Raw genomic sequence first — 20,068 nt, forward strand, 5'->3', positions numbered from 1 at the left:
TAATACTTACTTTAGATTTATGCTATTGTCCGATAATTTCATTACAGGCGGGCAGATGATATTTTTGAGATGGAAGAAAAATGAGTCGCTGCGGGTGGTGGTTCAAGTGGCGGCCGCCTTTTTTGTGCTGTGCCTGTTGCTGACGCTGCACCGCTACTACAGCTTTTACGCTACTTACGACCAAGGCATTTTCAACCAACTTTTTTGGAACGGCACTCGGGGTCACTTGTTTGAGAGTTCCCTCTCTTCGGCTTTGTCCACTAATGTGGTTCACCAAAATCAGCTCCCGTCCGTATCTTACTACCGGTTGGGGCAGCATTTCACGCCGGCGCTGATGCTGTGGCTGCCAATTTACTCGCTGTTTCCCTCGCCCGTCACTTTGACTGTGTTGCAGGTGACTTTAATTACGGCGGCTGGAGGAGTGCTCTATGCTCTCGCCAGACACTATCTGGAACCAAGGCTGTCGGCGACAATTGTTGTGAGCTATTACTGCGCTAACGCGGTCATCGGCCCGACTTTGGGTAATTTTCACGATATTTGTCAAATGCCGCTGTATGTCTTTAGCTTGCTGCTGGCTATGGAGAAGCGCTGGTGGCCCTTGTTTGGGATTCTGGCAACTTTAATTTTGGCCGTGCGAGAAGATGGGGGAGTTGTTTTATTTGGCGTTGGAGTTTACCTGATTTTGAGTCGGCGCTACCCTCGGACTGGTTTAGCCGTCTGCATACTCAGTTTTGGTTATATGATCCTCCTGACTAATCTGATTATGCCTTTGTTTTCTGCTGATATATCCCAGCGGTTTATGATGGAGCGCTTCGGTCAATATGCCGATGGAGATGAAGCTTCTACTCTAGAAATTATTTGGGGAATGGTGAGCAATCCCTGGCGGTTGGTGGCTCAGTTATTTACGCCGTTTTTTGGTAAGATTAGATACCTGCTTGGCCAGTGGTTGCCATTAGCTTTGGTTCCTGCTTTCGCGCCTGCATCTTGGATGATAGCTGGATTTCCGCTGCTGAAGCTATTTTTAGCGAAAGGAGAGTCGGTGCTGGCAATTAATATTCGCTATGCGATGACTGTGGTTCCAGGGCTTTTTTATGGGGCAATTCTGTGGTGGGCCCAGCGTCAAAAGGAAGAAGATAGAATGGTGAGAGAGGAAAGAATGTTTTTGCGTTTTCCTTCTGCTTTATTTCCTCTGCCTTCGTCTTCAAAGTTTCGCCGCTTTTGGGCGTTTTGCATCTGTTTGTCGTTATTTTTTACCTTCACTTCTAACCCAAATCGGACTTTTTCTTGGATTTTGCCCGATGCGATCGATCCTTGGGTGCAGGTTCCTCTCGTCAGACAATGGCAGCACGTTTTGCAAGTGCGGCCGCTATTGGCTCAAATTCCTGCTGATGCTAGCGTGGCAGCGACGAATACTATTGTGCCGATTTTGTCAAGCAGGCGGGAAATTCTTAGGTTTCCGATGTTTGAACTCCGCAATGATGCGGGGAAGGCCGTGAAGATGCAATATGTAATTGCCGATCTCTGGCAGTTGCAGCAGTATCAGGTTGCGTTTCGCGCGGAACGGGGACAGTTGCGGGAGATCGTACCAGCGATCGATCGAATGTCCAAATCGGGAGATTACGGCATTGTTGGCTTTGAAGACGGCGCGATTTTGATGCGTCAGGGTGCTGTTTCTAATTCTGCATCTGCTGCTGCTTGGACCCGTTTTCGCGGCGAATTGGAGCCGATTTTGAAGAAACGGTAAGCGGGTAGGCGCGATCGCCATTGCTTCCTTCAGTGGCTCAAATCTTGAGGAAACCTGTTTTTTTCAGGTAATGGCGATCGAGCAATTTCATGCAAAAACCACGTTTAGGCATGATTTTCTGTCTTTGTTGCTGCCAAAAGTCAGGCATTGGGCATCAACTTACGATCGACTCAAATTTGAGGCCGATCATTTTACAATAAATCAGTTAATCCTAAACATTAAGTTATATAAATTATTTGGAGGAAGAAAGATGAAAATTTTGGTATTGGCATGGGAGTTTCCTCCCAGAATCGTAGGCGGTATCGCCCGCCACGTATCGGAACTGTATCCTGAATTGGTAAAGCTGGGTCACGAAATACACTTAATTACAGTAGAGTTCGGCCACGCGCCGATGTACGAAGTGGTGGAAGGAATACGGGTGCATCGGGTGTTGGTGGGGCACGCCAGGGATTTTTTTCACTGGGTGGCGAATCTCAACCAAAGCATGGGCCACCAAGGCGGCAAACTGATGCTTGAGGAAGGCCCCTTTGATATCATCCACGCTCACGATTGGTTAGTGGGAGATGCGGCGATCGCCCTCAAGCATACCTTTAAAGTACCGCTAATTGCTACCATCCACGCCACCGAATACGGGCGCTTCAACGGCATTCACAATGAGGGGCAGCGCTACATAAACGCCAAGGAAAACGACCTCGCTTACAATGCTTGGCGGGTAATTGTTTGCAGTGATTATATGCGGCGAGAAGCCGAACGGGTACTATCGACTCCGTGGAACAAAATAGAGGTAATTTACAACGGAATTAGACCCGATAAAAAGCCCAAGTGGCACGAATTTGATGCAATGGATTTCCGCCGTAGGTTTGCTGCTGATGATGAGAAAATTGTCTATTATGTAGGAAGAATTAGCTATGAAAAAGGCATTGGTGTTTTTCTAAATGCGGCACCTAAAGTAATTTGGGAAATGGGGGGTAAAGCAAAGATTGTAATTGTTGGTGGTGGCAATACAGACCATCTCAAACATTTAGCTTGGCATTTAGGAATTTGGAATAAGTGTTATTTTACTGGGTTCATGTTTGAGGAACATCTTGATAAATTTCAGACGGTGGCTGACTGCGCGGTTTTTCCCAGTCTTTACGAACCTTTTGGGATTGTAGCGTTAGAAAGCTTTGCTGCAAGAGTGCCTGTGGTGGTTTCGGATGCGGGCGGACTTCCAGAGGTTGTGCTGCACACTAAAACTGGCGTTGTTACTGAGGCAAACAATCGGGATTCTTTGGCCTGGGGAATTTTGGAGGTTTTGAAAAATCCGGGTTACGCGCAGTGGTTGGTTGACAATGCTTATCAGGATTTGGAACGCCGGTTTAGTTGGCCTAAGTTGGCGATAGAAACCGAGTGGGTTTATGAACGGGTGGTGGAGGAAAGGGCTGAGGTTGATTGGTAAGAATGCTGACTGTTGACTGTGAGTAGAATATCAAGTTTTTTTGTTGCAAATATTAAGGAATTGTAACACAATGATATATATACACTCGACCTCAGCTTGATCGCACTCAGAAGATTTAAAGGGAATTAGCATCTTGAATATTTTTAGGGACATCGATCCCCAACCCAGACGCAGCTTGCTGACTTTATTCACCGCAGGGCTGCTATTCTGGTCAAGTTTGGCTTCGCTGCTGCCAACTTTGCCGCTGTACGTTCAATTTGTGGGGGGCACAAAACAGCAAATTGGCTTTGTGATGGGTGCATTTGCGATCGGACTTTTGCTATCGAGGCCACCGTTGGGTAAAATAGCCGACAGCAGGGGGCGAAAACAAGTTTTGCTGCTAGGCGCGACAGTCGCTGCGATCGCCCCTTTTGGCTACCTGTTAGCTCAATCTATCCCCTTACTGTTACTTATTCGCATTTTTCACGGCATTAGTATCGCCGCTTTTACTACAGCTTACAGCGCTTTGGTAACAGATTTATCGCCGCCAGGAAAGCGGGGCGAATTAATCGGTTACATGAGCTTGGTAAATCCTATTGGTTTAGCAGTTGGGCCTGCTATTGGCGGATTTGTGCAAGCTTGGGTTGGTTATACTCCTTTGTTTGCGATGTCGGCGGCTTTCGCTGCAATGGCTGTATTTTTTACCTGCAAAGTTGCGGAACCTAATTTTTCAGATTTAACACAATCGGACTCGCTATCTGAGGATAAAAATAGCCAAAAATACTGGCAAATGCTCTGGAATCCTAGAGTGCGGATTCCGGCTTTAGTGTTATTGGTGGTTGGTTTAGTATTTGGAACTTTGAGCACTTTTATGCCTTTGTTTATCCAAGAAACTAAGACTAATTTGAATCCAGGATTATTTTATTCGACGGCGGCTATCGCCAGTTTCGGTATACGGTTGCTCACGGGACGGGCTTCGGACAAATACGGTCGCGGCTTGTTTATTTCTGGCGGCTTAATCTGTTATGCCGTATCTATGTTATTGTTGTATTTTGCTAACAACAGCAGTGCTTTTTTAATAGCAGCTTTGGTTGAAGGTTGCGCGGGTGGTACGGTTTTGCCGATGATGGTAACGCTGATGTCGGACAGGTGCGAACCTTATGAAAGGGGCCGCTTGTTTTCGCTTTGTATTGGCGGATTTGATTTGGGAATTGCGGTTGCGGGGCCGACTTTAGGCTTTGTTGCTGAACAAGTTGGTTACAGAAATATGTTTGGTTTTGCGGCTGGCCTCGCTGGCTTGGCTTTGCTGATTTTTATTACTCAGTCTAGCAAGGGCTTATCTAATTCGATGAAATTTGCGATCGGTCGAGGCAAAGATATTTATGCTTTGAATCAGTAGACTTGAATTGCCAAAGTCCTTTTAATCAATTTTTGGGGCGGGCTAGAAGCCCACCCCACCAGAAAAAATGATTTTTGTGGGATGGGGTTTGAGCAGCGTCCTAGATATTTTTGCAAGAGGTCTAGTAAACGCACAAAATTAAAAAAGTTATGAGTTTTAAGTCGTGAATTGAATTAATTTCTTAATTCAAAACTCAAAACTCAAAATTCATAACTTTTAGTAGTGGGCTTGGAGGGATTCGAACCCCCGACCTCATGGTTCGTAGCCATGCACTCTATCCAACTAAGCTACAAGCCCCTGTTGAGTTCAGATTTAATCTAAAATTGATTAAGTTCTTTTCTCACAGAATCTAACATTAACACCATTACCAAAATAATGCAAGACCTTTCCCAAACTTTTTCTAAATTGCCCGATGTGGCACAGCTAACTCACCTCGACAACAGCGGGGAAGCCCAAATGGTGGACGTTTCAGCGAAGGTGCCGACTGTACGGCAAGCTGTGGCTGCTGGTCGGGTGCGGATGTTGCCGGAGACGTTTGCGGCGATTGAAGCGGGGAATGCGCCGAAAGGTGATGTGTTGGGCACTGCAAGGCTGGCTGGAATTATGGCGGCCAAACAGACTGCACATTTGATTCCTCTGTGCCACCCTCTGCCGCTGAGTAGCGTGGAGGTGCAGGTGATGCCGGATGCTGGGTTGCCGGGGTATCAAATTCGGGCGACGGTGAAAATTAAGGCGGAAACAGGGGTGGAAATGGAGGCGCTGACGGCGGTTTCGGTGGCGGCGCTGACTTTGTACGATATGGCTAAAGGATTGGAAAAGTCGATCGCCATTGAGTCAATTCGACTGGTGAGTAAAAGTGGCGGCAAGTCTGGAGACTATGAAAATGTAGAGGCATAAGTTTCCTACCGAAAGAGGGATGCAGCATTCAAAAAGCTGCACTTATGATTAAAATAGGCACAGAACTACTAATATCAAGTGAAAAACTATGCCTCCTCGTTGGCCCCGCAAACCCGATCGCAATGATCCAGAGTACCGCCGCTTAGATGACCGGATGAATTTTGCTATCCATGTCGGTCTTTTTTCTGCTAGCAATTCAGGTTTGTGGTTTGTTCACAATTTGCAAAAGGCTGATTGGCCTTGGGCAATTTCGGTAACGGGTGGATGGGCTCTAGTAGTTTTGGCCCACGCGATTTACCATTTTGCGATCGCCGATTATTCGCCCCTCACCAAAGATTCTGGCTGAAGGCAGTTGGCGGCGATTTGTTAAGTCTTTTGATTGATAACAAATAACTTTCGGCTTTTTTGATATGGCTAATACTACACAGGCGATCGAATCTTTAGCAGCCGAAATTGGCGAAAATGTCTACATTGACATTGCTAAGTGGCATTTGTATCTCAATGATGCCCACCTGCATACAGTTGTTGCTGAACAACTTTACCCGATGCTGGAAGATGGGAAGTTAGATGCTGACAAAGTTGGACAAGTTTTGCAAGGAATTCCAGTCAAGTTGGGCGGCGGCAAGCGGGAAGTGCCCCTGGCAGATTTGATTCCGATGCAGTGTCAAGTTCAGTTGATGGATGTGCTTGAGGAATTTCAGCGGAAGATGTAATCGGAAATTGCGCGGAACGTCTGTATGTAGGGTGGGCCATGCCCGCCTTATTTTTGTGAGTATATTTTTACAATTTCTTTAGACTTGTTATTATGTAGACAGTCCTGGACGCAACTTTTTAATTTTGACACTATCTGTAGTGGTAAGGTGCGCCATAAGCCCCCTAGAGTAGTTGTAAGGTGCGCCATAAGCACCCTACAATTCGAGTCTGTGCGTAAGTCTTAGTAGAGTGTCAAATCTTCAGTAGTGCTAAGGTGCGCCATAAGCACCCTACAATTCTGGCATTAGCGAGTAATGGCAGCAAAAAATAATTTGTAACTGTATTCAATCAAACAGAATTTAAGTTTTCCCTAAAAGCAAAATAAACAGTTACTAAAAGACGAGCTTGGTATGAACCCAATAAAGTAATTGTGTTAAAATAGTTAGCGATTCTAAATTTCCTAGCTGTCTCAATTTTCTTGCAAACAAGAAAACATTTAATCATCAGAGGTGCAGGCTACAAAAACAAATTTTGTACCAAATATACTGCAACCAATGAATACAACCCTGATTCAAGCTCCGGAAAAATTATGGTCTAAGCTTTCCAACTATTGCCTTAAAAACTATCAATGTCTGACTCAAGACCCCCGACTGTTTTTAATGCGAAAGTTTGCTCGTTTCGAGATTGTACGCGACTGGGCAGCGATGTTGTTGAAGAGTCCAACTAAACCCCGTGAAATTAGTCGAGAAGAATCTTCGATTTTGGGAAATTTGGATGTAAATTCGATCGCTGCAACTATCGAAACTGAGAGTTGCTATCAGGGTCTCCAGCTACCTGAAGATGTAGTTCAAGAACTTTTGGAATTTGCCAGTTCTACGGTTTGCTACATTAACAGAGATTTGAAGCGTCCCTGGCGCTGTAAAGGAACAGAACAAGTCGGTGCAAACTTGCCCAAAAACTCCCGCCTTTGCAGCTACATGAGCAACAGCAAACTATCTTCAACTCTCAAGAAACTGGAAAAAGACCCCGGCATATTGGCTATTGCAGCTAAATTTCTAGGTGTCCAAGCAGTACACATGGGAAGTGAAATATCGTGGAGTTTTCCCGTTGCAGGAACTCATGTCCAGCAGCGCGAGGCAGCTCAAGTATTTCACTACGATTTAGACGACTATCGGTTCATTAAATTTTTCTTCTACCTTACCGATGTCGATATCTCCAGCGGGCCGCACGCTTACATTCGCGGAACTCACAAGCACAAAAAGTGGCTGCACCAACTTATAGGCACGCGCTGTGCAGACATCTACGACGAAAAGATTGTTGAATGTTATGGTGCCCAAAATGTGGTAAATGTCTGCGGAAAAGCTGGTTTTGGCTTTGCAGAAAATCCCCTTTGCTTTCACAAGGGAACGCAGCCAACTGAGAAACCGCGCTTGATGCTGCAAATAGAGTATGCCATTAACGACTACGGCAACATTCACGAGGCGTGGGGTTCCTAGCCAATAAGCCTCGCAAATCGCGAAGTCTTGTCTGTCTATCGAGACTTCTCACGTAAAATTCCGGTTTTAGCTTTTGCGATTTATTTGCGAAAACGGCCGCGAATGCGATCGACAAACATATCAACTTCCGGCAACTTCATCTGACTGACAAACAGGGCAAAAACTCCTAACCCTACAAAACTTGCGACACTCAACTGCACTAATTGAACGACCAAACCTTCAGTACCCAAAACTCTTTGACAGGCTTGCAGAGTAGCCAAGGTAACGAATGCAGTTAAACAACTGCCAGAAGTTAACCCCAGAAAAGGCAAACTCCACTCCCCCCAAGGCAGGCCACCAAGCTTTTTATCTAATAAGTACAAAAGCATAACCATCGAAGTAAGATTCACTCCCACCGTCGCCAAAACTAATCCGGGCGCGCCAAAAGCTCCTACTAATAAATAATCCAGTAGTCCGTTCAAAAAGATATTGATAATACTGACACGAAAAGGGGTTTCTCCGTCTCCCAAAGCGTAAAATACCCGTACCACAACGTCGCGTCCCAAATACACAAACATTCCAATACTGTAAGCCATCAATATCGGCGTGACAAACTGCGATGCTGACCGATCAAAAGCATAGCGTTCGTAAACCACGCGGACGATCGGCCCGGCAAGTGTTACCATTAAAGCGCTCAGCGGCAGCATCGTAATCCCGGTCAAAATTAAAGATTGACGAATTTTATCTTTTAATTCGGGCCAGTCTTTGGGTTCGGTGAGGCGAGAAAATATAGGCAAAAATGGCACTAAAATTACATTAGAAATGATGCCTAAAGGAGTCATAACTAACAAGCCGCTGTAACCCATCGCAGAGGCAGCTTGAGGGATGTAGGATGCAAAAAATAGGTCAGTATAGACGTTAATTTGCAGCATTCCCGATGATAAGGTAGCAGGAACCATCACCTTAATTACTTCTTGCACTCCGGGGCGTTTAAAATTAAACCGCAAACGCAATGTTCCCAGGCCCGCGCGCCACTGGGCCACCAGTTGCACCAACCACTGCAAAACTGCGCCCGCTAAAGTTCCCCAAGCTAACACTAAGCCACCAATTAGTGCGTATTCCGGCTGAATAATTTTGTCTCCCAGTTGCAGTGCGAGAATCCCCAAACCGCCGACAAGTGCAACGCTGGAAAATAAAGGACTAATCGAAGGCAACCAGTACATATCGGCGGCATTGAGAGTGCCGAAACCAATGCCGATCAAGCCTGAAAGTAATGCCATCGGCGCCATAATCCGAAATTGCTGGACGGCAATTGCTTTGATTTCTAAACCTTCTGCTGTTCTATTTAATCCAGGTGCTACCAAATCGATCAGCGGATCGGCAAAAATAATTAAAGCGATCGTCACCAACAGCAACAAGCCCCCGACTAAGGTGGTGATAGTCTCGACTAAGGGTGCTGCTTCTTTTTTATCCCGGCGGGCTAAAACACTGACGATGGCGCTGTGAAATGGCCCGTTAATCCCTCCGAGCAAAATAAATAAGAAACCAGGGATGACGTAGGCGTAGTTGTAGGCATCGACGGCGACACCGACTCCAAAGGCTGCGGCGATCGCAATTTGGCGCACCAATCCAAAGACTTTGCTAATTAGAGTGGCGACTGCGACAATGCCGGCAATCCCTGCGAGGGAACGAGAGGGCTTCTGTAATTGGGACACAAATGGTTACAAACGCTAATGCTAAAAGGATTCACTTATTTTAATCGCGAATCGGGAGAATCATATCATGAACTCATAAAACTTCTAGGGGGAATTGCGCGGATACCAATTTTATCGATATTACTGACTTGCGGAAATTCAATAATCGATCGGGACTCTTCGTCCTAACTACAAACCGCAGTTTCGTGCTATGATGCGTCAATCTAAAATCTACAATCTAAAATCTACCATTTAAAAATGATGAAATAAATGAGTTGATAAAAGCAGATAAATAACATATAGTTGATAACTTATGATCGATTGTGTTAGCTCCCAGACTTATTTCAAAAGTGCGGAGCCAGGTATTCGGTTATAGATAAAATCTACAATTTAGAATCTCAAATCTCAAATCTCAAATCTCAAATCTCAAATCTCAAATCTCAAATCTCAAATCTCAAATCGAATGACTGGCTTAATTTACAAATATCCTCCTCTTTTACCCGGAATTCTCATCAAACGTTACAAGCGATTTTTTGCCGAAATAGAACTGGATTCGGGAGAAATAATCACCGCGCACTGTCCGAATACTGGCCCGATGACTGGTGTTTACATTCCGGGAAATCCAGTGCTAGTATCTCTCAGCGACAATCCTAAACGCAAGTTAGCTTATACTTGGGAATTAATTAAAGTTTGCAACACTGTGCCAACTTGGGTGGGAGTTAATACTGGGCTGCCAAATCGAGTAGTTAAATTAGCTTTAAAATTGAAATTGTTTCCAGAGTTGGGCAATTACAGTTTAATTCAACCGGAGGTTGTTTACGGCACTGATAAAAAAAGTAGAGTCGATTTTTGGCTAACTGGTGAGGAAAAACCGATTTTTCTGGAAGTGAAAAATACAACTTGGGTAAAAGAGGAGTTGGCTCTATTTCCCGATACGGTGACGGAGAGGGGACAGAAACATTTGAGAGAATTGATAGAAGTGGTGCGGCAGGGTTCGAGGGCTGTAATGCTGTATTTTATTAATCGCGGGGATTGTACTGATTTTGCTCCGGGGGATAGTGCCGATCGCCTTTACGGAGAATTGTTCAGACAGGCGATCGGTGAAGGTGTAGAGATTTTGCCCTGTCGCTTTGATGTGACACCGGAAGGCATTCGCTATTTGGGGTTAGCAAAACTAGATCTACTAACCTTAAATGATTAGTTTAAATTGCCTGCATTTCTTGATCGATCTCGACACTAGCCACGCCCGGTACGCTCTTTATTCCTTCTAGCTTCGACTGAGAAACTTCTCCAGTAACGATACCAATCACAGGCAGCACCTCATCCACTTTCATTCCCGCCGATTCTAAGGCAGTGACAACCGATTGAATTACCGATATGTTTTGGTCGTCAACAGCCACTATGATGCGCTGTACTTGTTCGTCAGACATATTTAGCATCCTTTGGAGTACATCCATTGCGCTATTGTAAATTGTCTTCTGTTAGATCCCCGCAGGCTTAAAGTGCTGCGGGGATTTGGGTATTCTGCATTACGGAGCTTCTACTAAGCCGCTTCCGACACGAGTATTTGGCAACGGTAGCGCCATAGCATAGGAAGTCAGCAATTGCCAAAGTTCAGCACCTCGTTTACCAGTCGATTCGGCATACAGGGCCGCGATGCCAGCTACGTGCGGTGTAGCCATGCTAGTGCCATTGTAAGCAGCATAACGCCCTTTATTCATAGGCACTGATGAGTATACTTTTACTCCTGGAGCGGCGATATCGACTTTAGTTCCTTGAATTAGGTCAGAGGTAGCCGAGAAGTCAGGCACTTGGACGCAGTTATCGACGGCTGCAACAGCCATAATCGAGGGACTATTCGCTGGTTGTCCAACGGTTTTGGTTGGTCCGTGGTTGCCGGCGGCCGCCACGATCAGACACCCATTTTGTAGTGCCCGACGACCGACAGTTTCGTAGGCCGTAGAGGGCTTTGGATTGGTGTTTCCTAATGACATCGAGATCACTTGACACCCATTGGCGATCGCCCATTCCATCCCAGCCAGAATCCAGCCACTAGCGCCACTACCGGCATTACTCAACACTTTACCGACATAAATGGTCGATTCGTAAGCGATCCCGTACCTGCGGCCGTTAAGATCCTTGAACCCGCAGGCTGTCCCGATGCAGTGCGTGCCATGACGGTTGCCATCTTGTACGTCCTCCCCTGGTACGAAGGACTGCGATACGATCGATCGACCTGCGAAGTCGGGATGTTGGAGATCCATCCCCGTATCCAGCACAGCAACTTTCATTCCACTACCAGTCAACAGAGAGTTCATCACCTTCGTTGCCTTCAAACCCCAAGTAGACTCGCTATCATCGGAAAAACATTCTTGTTTCTCGATTTCTGCTGCTTCTGTAGTAGTGGCTTTGTCGTACAGGTTATTCACCGCATCGCGATAACCCCGCAAATAGTCTGCCGATAACCCATCGCCAATCGCGTAGAAAGTGCGCTCCGGTTCGATCGCCAGAATAGCCGAATCCTCTCCCGCTGAGGTCATGATGCTGCTGAAACCCCCTTCGTCTAACGAGACGACGGCCACGCCGAGAGTAGGAAACACCGCTCCCCCTGCTGCTTCAATTTGGCTCAAGTCTAGAGCAGAGTCCGGGAAATCGGCAGCATTTGCCAGTCCTCTGATGCCAGTTTGGTCGTTCAGAAGATCTAACCCTTCTATCACCGCATCATCGCGGAAAGTAATAATGTAACGCCCTGTTGTTTCATCAGCTTGGGCAGTTTCTGGGATGGGAAAACTAGGTTGTTCAGACATAAATACCTCTTATTGAGTGTTATTAGAAATCCATGACAGTTTTTCTGACATGAATCTCTACTTTTTTTGATGCTGATTCGACTTATTTAGGACTTACGCAAAAGAGCAATTTTTACATTATTTGTGGGGTAAGGTGCGGTGTGCTGCGCCCTACAGATACACTTTGTGCGTAAGTCCTGTGCTGTTTACTCGGCTAATTTGCTAATTTGATGGTAAAGTTCGTCATCTAACCGTCCTTCTCCTGTCTGGATTAGCCATTTTTCTAAAGTACGGTTTTTATCGGTAAATTGTTGGGATTTACCATTGCCTCTAGCCACGATCAATCCATTAGAAATCACAATTTCCCGATCGCCCTCTACCTCTTCACCACTTTCTCGGACAATCAAACCACGATACCCCAATCCTTCATTAATAGATCCTTGTCCTTGATGTGTAGACAATGATTGAAGCCGTTGTGTAAACTGCTGAGATTCTTCCACTGTCAATTCCCAATGTGGGTTGGGTCTGCCACTAAACATATCCACTTCTACTTGCATCTTTTTGTCTCCTAAAGCTGTGACCGAACATCCAAGCAAAGTCACCAAAAACATTAAAAAACCCAAGCCAATTATCCTTTCTAGATATGTTGTGAGTGAATAAGCCCGTTGCATGGTCTTCTTCTCCAGTGTGGGGAACCCACATTCCGCAGTGCTATAGATTCTATTTAATCTTTTGGCTCTTACAAGTGTAAAAGTAGCCACAGAAGATGGTGTAAGGCCCACGGTTACAGGTAGCTGGGTTAGTGATAACTATGCCACTGTTATCTGTATTCCGAGCCGCTGTCGAACCCGGTTTGTGACCCCAAAATCCTTCTCGCATTTTGCGATACCAGTGGAAATCAACAAACCCCGGACCAGGGGCAATAACCAGTGCTACTAAATAGCGAGGGGCTTGTGAGGCGGGGAAACAATCGTAGCGTTTGTGCAATCCATCGCACAGAGAAGCTTTGGTAACTTCTACGCAATTAATTGCAGTGTACTGATGTCCGCATCCTTTTCCTGGTTGGGCAAAAGTATCTGTGCGCTTATTACTCGCATAGTTATAGCAGTTGTTGTTCTGCCGGATTACGGGGTTGTTGTTCCAGAAGCCGGGGTTATAGGGCGAAGTATCATAAAAGCAGGTAGCAGCCACTTCAATTGAGGTATCTACCGCCATGTTTGGTAAGTCTTCAACATCAGATACTGAAAGTCTGCTGCTGGTTTCCAGTTGTTGTCGCAGAAAATTCTGCAACATTTCATCTAAAGGTAGTTCTTCTCCGAAAGCCGATGCTTCTGGAGGTGATTCTGCACTGCTCATTAAGCCGATCAAACGCTCAGCAATCTCGTTTGCTTTATCGCTAGCGGCACTCGCACCGGCAGCCATATACATACTAGCGGGTAGTTCAAAGTCTTGGGCAAGCTCGTCAGAGAGGGGTTCAATGGTGAAACCGCGAAACCCTAATCCAGCATCAGCAGAAGCTGCTTCGGCTACCATGCTACGATTGTTAGCAATCTCTTTGAGCGTAGTTCGAGCTTCTTCCTCGTCTGTAATAATCCACTCGGGAGCGGGTCTTCCGGAAAATATATCGGCAGTAATCCGTAACATACTTAACCTCTTTTTTGAGTAGTTTTCAGCAAACAAACTCTACCTTAAAGTTGTTTAATAGCTAGAGAAGACAACCTTGGTCGTGAGTGTTATGTAAGCTGAGTTTCAAAACTGCATAACAGCTTTTGATCTAATACTCCTCAAAATAAACTTGGAGAGCAATACGACGATCCGCGTATAGGATTATGAAGATATTGCAACAAATTCTGATTTGAATAATTCCAACTTTTACCGAGCAATTATCACAGCAGTCCTTCGGCTTTGTAGACTTAGTTTTATGTAAAAATGCTTGATATGTTTGCGAAGCAAAATTAGGTTTTCAATTATTAAATAAAAAGTTTCAATTTTACAGTTGATAGTGAAGTTTTTAGGATGTCTGTTTACACCAAACCCTAAAAACATTCCGCCCTGAAAGCTGGTTTTAAACCCCTAAATTTTGATCGACAAGTGATTTACGGTTGGGTGGGAGCGGTTTTTTTATAGTGTCAGTTATTTGCAGGTATTGTTTGTGAACCCGCCCTACAAAAATTATGTCTATTTAGCAATGCTCCCTGACTGACTTAATTGACAAATATCCTCCTCTTTTACCCGGAATTCTCATCAAGCGGTACAAGATTTTATTAATCGCGGAGATTGTACTGATTTTGCTCCGGAGGATAGTGCCGATCGCATTTACGGAGAGTTGTTCAGACAGACGATTAATGCAGGTGTAGAGATTGTGCCCTGCCGCTTTGAGATGACGCCGGAAGGCATTCGCTATTTGGGGTTATCAAAACTGGATATTTGAGATTTGGTGCGCTTCATGGGGGCAAACTCAGTCAAACTGGTCAAGCCGACTAAATACTACTCACCCCCCAACAAGCTGCGGCTTAGCCCCAGATGCGTAAGCCATGAAACTGTCAGAAGTGTTGCTATTCGGAGACTTGAACAGTGACTTGAAATTCCTCAATGGTTGATTCCTCACCAACCCACTCACGCAAGTTTTTTAGTTGTAATTTTACTCGACCGGGATTGTTTGCTTGAAAGGTGAACACGCGCTGCCCGCCACCACCCATCCCAAGATTACTACCCAGATTAATGTCGTCACTTTTTAATTGTAAAACTTCTGTATCTAAGGCGGACAGAGACCAGCGGTAGCCTGTTGTTGAATTTTCATCTAAACGAAGTGTGAGCGTCTGTCCGCGCTTGAGGGTTAAAACTGTGCCACTATCGGCTTGAGATAAAGTTAATTCAGACATAGATTGTGAGGTAGGGGGTGATGAAGGTGGCTGTATATATTGCTGTTTCAGGTATGCGGCCGGCAGTGGAAGAAATGTTGTGTGAGTATGTGAAGCAATTTTAGGGTAAAGGGGAGTAAAAGATACTAAATAGGTCGAAATGATTAGGTATAAAAACATAATTTATGTACAAAATAAACAGCCATCGCCAAGTTTAGTCGCGCTATAATCGCAATTTGCTGGTGGGCGGTTGACGGTTGGATGGTAAACCTTAAAGTTGAACCATCAACCGCCAACAGACTCGATGCAAAATCTTTGAGTGCAGGGTGACATAAACTTGGAGAGTCGGCGACAATCAAGCTTTACCAAACGTAAAGGGTGGATACTTTGTTGTCGGCTTCTTCATAGTATTGGACGGGTTTAGCTAACACTTTAGCATGGGCTGCGATGACGTTGAAGGCAACGATCGCAGAGTCAGAATTATCGGCAAATTTCCGCCAACCAATCTGATCCACATACATATAAGCGTTACGAGTTGAGCTGTTTGTCCACAGTCCCAGTACCTTTTTATCAGTTTGCCAAGCTGTGTTGCCTTGACTAACAGCATTTTGAGCGGGGGGATCGAAGGTGGGACGCTCTTCTTGACTTGCGGTTTGCTTCGCAGCTTGAACTGGAGGTTCTTGGGTGGGGTAGGCTTCCATTTTTATCTCCTTAGTATTGGGGTTGAAGGGTTGTGCGATCGCCTGACAAGGCAGACAAACCTCATCAGGTGAACCGGCTGGATTGCTGGAATAAGTCATGGTTGTTCCTTAATCTCTAGAACCGTATCGTTAATTTTTGGACTTGGGATTTTGGACGATCGTCTCAAGTCCGCTGTTTTTTACCAGGCGTAAATTTCTTTGATGATCCCGTTCTCTTGATAGAGGCTGACTGCACGATCGGCGGCTTTAGATGCAGCAAGCTGAATTAACATATCGAGGTTTGTTTCATCGCTAGCATCAGAGAGTTTTCTCCAGCCGATGCCTTCGCTGACATAGACATAAGCATTGCGATCGGCATTATTTGTCCAGAGTCCGAGAATTTTCACATTTGACAACCAGCCGGTTTCAACGATGCCATCCACCGCGAACATACTGGAGTCAATCCCGCACTGCCCGTAAGCGATGCGGAAAAAGCCATTCTCACCAAAGTTCTGTCCCCAGCTATTTTTGGCAATCCAATAGCCTTCGGTGTCGTTGTAACCCACGATCGAGACACAGTGACCACCCTCAACCTTGCCGCTAACCATGCGATAAATGCCGCTTTTGTAAGCGAAGAAATCTGTGTAGACAGTGAAGCAAGCTACCAACGCGCCGCGAGTGGAAAGCCATTCCTTCATATCTGCGATCGATTTAATCTCATGCCACCCGCTAATTTTTACGGCGCTACTTTGCCAGTTACTTGCGAGGTTGCTGCAATTTTGATCGGCTGCGGTGTAAGGGTAAGAAGCTTCGATGGCGAGTCCTGTTTTGGCAGAATCCATTGAGGGTGGCACCCACCAACCGTTCCCGCAGTTACGTCCTAGAGCGCGGGCATAGCAGTAGAACAAGTGAGCTTCGGATAAATCGATCGCCAGCGCCGGATTGTTGCGAATGCGGCGAATGGTGGTTTCGATCGTTGCCACAGTGCCAAACGCAACACAAGAACCGCAAGAACCTTGGTCTTTGACTGCTGTCACAAATCCACCTGTCCGCATATCGAAGCTGGCGGGATAGCCTGCTGTCTCGCCTTTAATCTGTGCCGACTTAAAGACTTCCTGATTGATCTTGGCGATTTGCTCTTGTTCTTCAAAGGACGGTTCGTTAGGCCCAGGCGTATAACCGAGCCGCAGTTGCTTTTCGGCATCTGAAAGCTGAGTCATGCTCGTTTCGCCAGCTTGCCAGGAGGCACCTGCTAGCTCGATTGCTGCTTGCAATTTAATGGAATCCATGTCATCTCCTTAAAACATAAAGTAGGTTTGACTCAAACTAAAATCTCTCGTGAGTTTCCGTATTTTTTGCTTGCTCTTTTTTCAAACTGCGATCGAACGCTGGATAACAGCGTTTGATCCAATAGTCTTCCAAATAAACTTGGGGAACAATTCGACGATCCGCGTATAGAATTATGAAGATATTGCAACAAATTCTGCTTTGAATAACCCCAACTTTTCCAGAGCAACCATCACAGCAGCCGTCCGGGTTTGTACGCTTAGTTTCCCGTAAAGATGTTCCAGATGTTTTCGCACTGTTCCTTCACTGCAACCGATCACTTTAGCTATTCCTGCATTACTTTTATCTTTGGCAATCCAGAATAAAACCTCCGCCTCGCGTTTGGTGAGTCCTAGCAATTCCAGAGCAGAAATAGAGAAAAATTGCAGTTCTTCTTCCTCCAATAGCAAGACATATTGCTCTTTGATGGGATCGGGAATCAGCCGGACGATCAACTGTTTTCCTGCTTGTTGAATGTGCAAGGGCAAACAGCGAGAGGGAACATTGTGGTTGAATGCGATTCGCGCAATCTGCTCCTGGAACCAATGTTGTAAGGATTCTGGCAATGAGTAGGGAATGTGGTGTAAAAAATACTGACTTAAAAGTTCTTCTGCCCGTTGAGTCATGAATTGCACTTCGCCTGCAATTTCCACAACTATCGCCCCTACGCGATCCAAAATTTGCTTGACTAATCCCTTAATGAAATTATCTGGCTCCTTGTCTGTGCGATCGCTCTCGACTTTGATAATACAATCTTGGTAGAAAATTTCGTAACTTTCGGCCTCAGCTTTTGGTGCTTGGAGTCGATCAAAATCTTGAGATGTCAAAATAACTGCGCGCTGACGCCTGTGTTTCTGTGAATTCATGGGAAATATCTCCATTGGCATATACGGTGAACATGGCGAAAGTAGATACCCTTGCGGTACGGGTATCTCGCTCATTTCACTGTTGTTGAGGTCTACAACTGTAGAAATGCACTCTGAGATTTTTTGAGAGTCCCTGATTTAAGTTGCTTTTCTTAAGTAATTACTAACTAATAACAGTCACTAGCTATTAGTTACAAGTCACATAATCGAGTGACTTGCATAATTTTATTTTGTGTGTTAAGGTCTGTATATTTTATTGTAAAGATAAAAAAATGCCTCAAAAAAAGTGTCAAGCCATAAATAACTTGCCATCAGAATGTCGCGGTGAATTAGATAATCAAATATACTAATGAGTGATGTAAAGTTGGTCAAACATTGGCGAGCATCCGGGCTTTTCAGAGAATAAATGTAAGTACGGTTTCTTGTCTAGAAATAATGTCTGCTGTAACTTCCATTCCTGCTTGAATATGATACTGACAGCACTGTTCGTTAGCCGACGATAAGCTAATCGCCCGATCGCGCTTGACTAAATAAGTTTTTTGGGGCATAACAGTCACTTCATAGTAAGGCGGACTGTTATTTTCACCAGCAATGGCATCGGGTGCGATCGCACTAACTTTCGCTTCTAGTACGCCGTAGTCGGGATAGGGATAGGCAGAAATCCGCAGGATAGATGTTTGACCGATCGCAATTTTACCAATATCGGGAGCAGCGACGCGAGCTTTGACGACAATCGCAGCATTAGCGGGAGCAATTTGAGCAATTGCCGCACCGAGTTGTGCAGTTTGTCCGGGATTTCGCAGATTTAGTTTGAGAATAGTGCCGTCTACGGGAGAACGAACAATACTTTTTGCAAGTTCGGTATCAATTTGTTTGAGCTCTTGGCGATCGCGATTGATTTGATTTTCGATGTCAGCGCGACTCTGAATCGAAGTTAATTGTTCTTTTTTCAACGCTGCCCAAGCTGCTTCACCCTTGGCTTTTTCTTGAGCAATTCGCTGTTGGGCGATCGCCACGGGTGCGGCACTGGGATTCAAGGCAGCTTCAACAACTTTTAATTTAGCTGCAGACACTTCAACAGCTTGTTGCTACCTGTCAACGGTTTTTCTTTGGCTTTCAACTGCTTTTTTTGCGCTTCTACGGCGGCTTTTTGCGCTGCCACGGCTTGTTCTTGCTGCTGTGCGGCAAGTTTCGTCTCCTCCAATAAATCCAGCGAAATAGCGCCTGTTCTTTGGATTGACTGATAGCGATCGCGTTTAGAAACGGCTGCTTTTAAATTTGCCTCGGCAGCCTTTAAATTTGCTGCTGCTGTTTGCTCTGACGGTAACATTATATTTAGCGACAGCAGCAAGTGCGATCGCACTGCCAAAAGTTCCCAACAAAAATAATCTGCCCGCCGTTATCCAGCGGCTGATGGGCGGCAAGAATTCATCCGGTTTGGCCGTGCGGAGAAAGTCAAAAGAAGAGTCAGGAGTCATTAGTTAAGGAATGAAAATTTAATAACACAAGCAAGGTATAATAAACAAATGAGTGAATATCAATGGACTTGACATTTAATTGTTATGATCACAAGTTATCCTTATTCGATGTTCACCTTGTTTCTTTTGCTAATAATTGGTGGGTTGGCTTCAGTCATTTTATTCAGGTAAATTTATGTATTACTCCTCGGAAAATACTGCTCAGATGCGGAAACTTTATCAATCTTTGTCCGAAAAAGAGCGACGAAGATATGCAGCTTTCTTAAACCCAAAAACTTGGGGATGGTGGAATTAGTTACATATCCCGAATTTTGGCAGCAGACAGAAATACAATAGCCAAAGGCATTAAGGAATTAAAAATTGAATCAGACACTACTTTTAATCAACGCAGAATTCGTCGAAAAGGAGGAGTAAGAAAAACTAGCGAGTCTCTCATACCTGGTTTGAATGAAAGTTGTTTAGAAATCTTAAAATTTTATACAGCAGGCAGCCCAATGAATGAGAAAATTAAATGGACTAATCTCACTCAACAATAAATAATTGAAGGTCTGAAAATTCATAGCACAACAGTCAGTTTAACGCTTGTTCAAAAAATTTTTAAAAAAGCACGGATATGTAAAACGTCAAGCTCAAAACAAACAAACAACAGGAATAACAAATAATCGTAACGAACAATTTAAAAATCTTGCCATAATAAATTAAGAGTATGAGTGACAGTGGAATTTTATCATTAGTATGGATGCCAAAAAAAA

22 protein-coding genes and 1 tRNA gene are annotated in these 20,068 nt (G+C 44.9%); 10 read left to right on the top strand and 13 right to left on the bottom strand.

What is annotated here, in order from left to right:
- Positions 1-19 precede the first annotated feature (19 nt).
- From QUA23_RS20685 to QUA23_RS20695, 3 genes are all read left to right on the top strand, one after another.
- Complete coding sequence (locus QUA23_RS20685) at positions 20-1,744, top strand: DUF2079 domain-containing protein (protein ID WP_333401130.1); 1,725 nt, start codon at positions 20-22, stop codon at positions 1,742-1,744.
- Between the two features lie 250 nt (positions 1,745-1,994).
- Positions 1,995-3,182 (top strand): glycosyltransferase family 4 protein, encoded by a 1,188-nt coding sequence (locus QUA23_RS20690; RefSeq protein ID WP_333077683.1) that lies wholly within the window; start codon positions 1,995-1,997, stop codon positions 3,180-3,182.
- 133 nt (positions 3,183-3,315) lie between these two features.
- Positions 3,316-4,560, top strand: coding sequence for an MFS transporter (locus QUA23_RS20695; RefSeq protein ID WP_333077684.1), 1,245 nt, complete (start codon positions 3,316-3,318; stop codon positions 4,558-4,560).
- A gap of 223 nt (positions 4,561-4,783) precedes the next feature.
- Here the strand turns inward: QUA23_RS20695 and QUA23_RS20700 are convergent.
- Positions 4,784-4,857, bottom strand: a tRNA-Arg gene (locus QUA23_RS20700).
- A gap of 78 nt (positions 4,858-4,935) precedes the next feature.
- On the opposite strand from QUA23_RS20700, the gene moaC reads away from it, so the two are divergent.
- The 4 genes from moaC (at position 4,936) to QUA23_RS20720 (ending at position 7,646) form a co-directional block, all read left to right on the top strand.
- The gene (gene moaC, locus QUA23_RS20705) at positions 4,936-5,457 is read left to right on the top strand and encodes a cyclic pyranopterin monophosphate synthase MoaC (RefSeq protein ID WP_333077685.1); all 522 of its coding nucleotides are present in this window, start codon (positions 4,936-4,938) and stop codon (positions 5,455-5,457) included.
- Positions 5,458-5,545: 88 nt separating this feature from the next.
- Positions 5,546-5,803 (top strand): 2TM domain-containing protein, encoded by a 258-nt coding sequence (locus QUA23_RS20710; protein WP_333077686.1) that lies wholly within the window; start codon positions 5,546-5,548, stop codon positions 5,801-5,803.
- Positions 5,804-5,867: 64 nt separating this feature from the next.
- Positions 5,868-6,170 (top strand): DUF3181 family protein, encoded by a 303-nt coding sequence (locus QUA23_RS20715; RefSeq protein ID WP_190742051.1) that lies wholly within the window; start codon positions 5,868-5,870, stop codon positions 6,168-6,170.
- Positions 6,171-6,704: 534 nt separating this feature from the next.
- A complete protein-coding gene (locus tag QUA23_RS20720) occupies positions 6,705-7,646 on the top strand; it encodes a phytanoyl-CoA dioxygenase family protein (RefSeq protein ID WP_333077689.1) in 942 nt (313 codons plus the stop codon).
- 80 nt (positions 7,647-7,726) lie between these two features.
- On the opposite strand, the gene murJ is transcribed toward QUA23_RS20720, so the two are convergent.
- Positions 7,727-9,340 (bottom strand): murein biosynthesis integral membrane protein MurJ, encoded by a 1,614-nt coding sequence (gene murJ / locus QUA23_RS20725; protein WP_333077690.1) that lies wholly within the window; start codon positions 9,338-9,340, stop codon positions 7,727-7,729.
- Between the two features lie 442 nt (positions 9,341-9,782).
- On the opposite strand from murJ, the gene sfsA reads away from it, so the two are divergent.
- Positions 9,783-10,520, top strand: coding sequence for a DNA/RNA nuclease SfsA (gene sfsA, locus QUA23_RS20730; RefSeq protein ID WP_333077691.1), 738 nt, complete (start codon positions 9,783-9,785; stop codon positions 10,518-10,520).
- 1 nt (position 10,521) lies between these two features.
- Here sfsA and QUA23_RS20735 read toward each other — a convergent pair whose 3' ends face one another.
- From QUA23_RS20735 to QUA23_RS20750, 4 genes are all read right to left on the bottom strand, one after another.
- The gene (locus tag QUA23_RS20735) at positions 10,522-10,749 is read right to left on the bottom strand and encodes a hypothetical protein (protein WP_333077692.1); all 228 of its coding nucleotides are present in this window, start codon (positions 10,747-10,749) and stop codon (positions 10,522-10,524) included.
- Positions 10,750-10,848: 99 nt separating this feature from the next.
- A complete protein-coding gene (locus QUA23_RS20740; protein ID WP_333077694.1) occupies positions 10,849-12,126 on the bottom strand; it encodes a S8 family serine peptidase in 1,278 nt (425 codons plus the stop codon).
- A gap of 185 nt (positions 12,127-12,311) precedes the next feature.
- On the bottom strand, positions 12,312-12,776 hold the full coding sequence (locus QUA23_RS20745) for a hypothetical protein (protein ID WP_333077695.1): 465 nt from the start codon (positions 12,774-12,776) through the stop codon (positions 12,312-12,314).
- A 49-nt stretch (positions 12,777-12,825) separates the two neighbouring features.
- Positions 12,826-13,749, bottom strand: a complete 924-nt coding sequence (locus QUA23_RS20750; RefSeq protein ID WP_333077696.1) for a hypothetical protein — start codon at positions 13,747-13,749, stop codon at positions 12,826-12,828.
- A gap of 571 nt (positions 13,750-14,320) precedes the next feature.
- On the opposite strand from QUA23_RS20750, the gene QUA23_RS20755 reads away from it, so the two are divergent.
- Positions 14,321-14,536 carry a DNA/RNA nuclease SfsA gene (locus QUA23_RS20755; RefSeq protein WP_333077730.1) on the top strand — a complete coding sequence of 72 codons (216 nt, stop codon included), beginning with the start codon at positions 14,321-14,323 and terminating at the stop codon, positions 14,534-14,536.
- A gap of 124 nt (positions 14,537-14,660) precedes the next feature.
- Here QUA23_RS20755 and QUA23_RS20760 read toward each other — a convergent pair whose 3' ends face one another.
- The 7 genes from QUA23_RS20760 to QUA23_RS20790 form a co-directional block, all read right to left on the bottom strand.
- Complete coding sequence (locus tag QUA23_RS20760) at positions 14,661-14,987, bottom strand: protease inhibitor I42 family protein (RefSeq protein ID WP_333077697.1); 327 nt, start codon at positions 14,985-14,987, stop codon at positions 14,661-14,663.
- Between the two features lie 341 nt (positions 14,988-15,328).
- Entirely contained in the window at positions 15,329-15,766 is a 438-nt protein-coding gene (locus QUA23_RS20765) for a hypothetical protein (RefSeq protein WP_333066353.1), read from the bottom strand.
- 80 nt (positions 15,767-15,846) lie between these two features.
- Entirely contained in the window at positions 15,847-16,935 is a 1,089-nt protein-coding gene (locus QUA23_RS20770; protein ID WP_333077698.1) for a C1 family peptidase, read from the bottom strand.
- Between the two features lie 171 nt (positions 16,936-17,106).
- Positions 17,107-17,838 (bottom strand): helix-turn-helix transcriptional regulator, encoded by a 732-nt coding sequence (locus QUA23_RS20775; protein ID WP_333077700.1) that lies wholly within the window; start codon positions 17,836-17,838, stop codon positions 17,107-17,109.
- Between the two features lie 395 nt (positions 17,839-18,233).
- Positions 18,234-18,911 (bottom strand): HlyD family efflux transporter periplasmic adaptor subunit, encoded by a 678-nt coding sequence (locus QUA23_RS20780; protein WP_333077701.1) that lies wholly within the window; start codon positions 18,909-18,911, stop codon positions 18,234-18,236.
- Entirely contained in the window at positions 18,893-19,168 is a 276-nt protein-coding gene (locus QUA23_RS20785) for a hypothetical protein (protein WP_333077702.1), read from the bottom strand. The genes QUA23_RS20780 and QUA23_RS20785 overlap by 19 nt, the downstream gene beginning before the upstream one ends.
- Complete coding sequence (locus QUA23_RS20790; protein ID WP_333077704.1) at positions 19,095-19,316, bottom strand: hypothetical protein; 222 nt, start codon at positions 19,314-19,316, stop codon at positions 19,095-19,097. Before QUA23_RS20790 ends, QUA23_RS20785 begins: the two co-directional genes overlap by 74 nt.
- A gap of 311 nt (positions 19,317-19,627) precedes the next feature.
- On the opposite strand from QUA23_RS20790, the gene QUA23_RS20795 reads away from it, so the two are divergent.
- Positions 19,628-19,852 carry a hypothetical protein gene (locus QUA23_RS20795; RefSeq protein ID WP_333077706.1) on the top strand — a complete coding sequence of 75 codons (225 nt, stop codon included), beginning with the start codon at positions 19,628-19,630 and terminating at the stop codon, positions 19,850-19,852.
- Positions 19,853-20,068: the final 216 nt, after the last annotated feature.

The sequence above is a fragment of the Microcoleus sp. Pol1C5 genome (assembly GCF_036701115.1).
GTDB lineage: Bacteria > Cyanobacteriota > Cyanobacteriia > Cyanobacteriales > Microcoleaceae > Microcoleus.

What these genes read in the sequence shown, in the direction of transcription:
- QUA23_RS20685 (WP_333401130.1), top strand. Translation starts at nt 20, where the DNA reads ATGCTATTGTCCGATAATTTCATTACAGGCGGGCAGATGATATTTTTG.
- QUA23_RS20690 (WP_333077683.1), top strand. Translation starts at nt 1,995, where the DNA reads ATGAAAATTTTGGTATTGGCATGGGAGTTTCCTCCCAGAATCGTAGGC.
- moaC (WP_333077685.1), top strand. Translation starts at nt 4,936, where the DNA reads ATGCAAGACCTTTCCCAAACTTTTTCTAAATTGCCCGATGTGGCACAG.
- QUA23_RS20710 (WP_333077686.1), top strand. Translation starts at nt 5,546, where the DNA reads ATGCCTCCTCGTTGGCCCCGCAAACCCGATCGCAATGATCCAGAGTAC.
- QUA23_RS20715 (WP_190742051.1), top strand. Translation starts at nt 5,868, where the DNA reads ATGGCTAATACTACACAGGCGATCGAATCTTTAGCAGCCGAAATTGGC.
- QUA23_RS20720 (WP_333077689.1), top strand. Translation starts at nt 6,705, where the DNA reads ATGAATACAACCCTGATTCAAGCTCCGGAAAAATTATGGTCTAAGCTT.
- sfsA (WP_333077691.1), top strand. Translation starts at nt 9,783, where the DNA reads ATGACTGGCTTAATTTACAAATATCCTCCTCTTTTACCCGGAATTCTC.
- QUA23_RS20735 (WP_333077692.1), bottom strand. Translation starts at nt 10,749, where the DNA reads ATGTCTGACGAACAAGTACAGCGCATCATAGTGGCTGTTGACGACCAA.
- QUA23_RS20740 (WP_333077694.1), bottom strand. Translation starts at nt 12,126, where the DNA reads ATGTCTGAACAACCTAGTTTTCCCATCCCAGAAACTGCCCAAGCTGAT.
- QUA23_RS20745 (WP_333077695.1), bottom strand. Translation starts at nt 12,776, where the DNA reads ATGCAACGGGCTTATTCACTCACAACATATCTAGAAAGGATAATTGGC.
- QUA23_RS20750 (WP_333077696.1), bottom strand. Translation starts at nt 13,749, where the DNA reads ATGTTACGGATTACTGCCGATATATTTTCCGGAAGACCCGCTCCCGAG.
- QUA23_RS20760 (WP_333077697.1), bottom strand. Translation starts at nt 14,987, where the DNA reads ATGTCTGAATTAACTTTATCTCAAGCCGATAGTGGCACAGTTTTAACC.
- QUA23_RS20765 (WP_333066353.1), bottom strand. Translation starts at nt 15,766, where the DNA reads ATGACTTATTCCAGCAATCCAGCCGGTTCACCTGATGAGGTTTGTCTG.
- QUA23_RS20770 (WP_333077698.1), bottom strand. Translation starts at nt 16,935, where the DNA reads ATGGATTCCATTAAATTGCAAGCAGCAATCGAGCTAGCAGGTGCCTCC.
- QUA23_RS20775 (WP_333077700.1), bottom strand. Translation starts at nt 17,838, where the DNA reads ATGAATTCACAGAAACACAGGCGTCAGCGCGCAGTTATTTTGACATCT.
- QUA23_RS20785 (WP_333077702.1), bottom strand. Translation starts at nt 19,168, where the DNA reads ATGTTACCGTCAGAGCAAACAGCAGCAGCAAATTTAAAGGCTGCCGAG.
- QUA23_RS20790 (WP_333077704.1), bottom strand. Translation starts at nt 19,316, where the DNA reads ATGACTCCTGACTCTTCTTTTGACTTTCTCCGCACGGCCAAACCGGAT.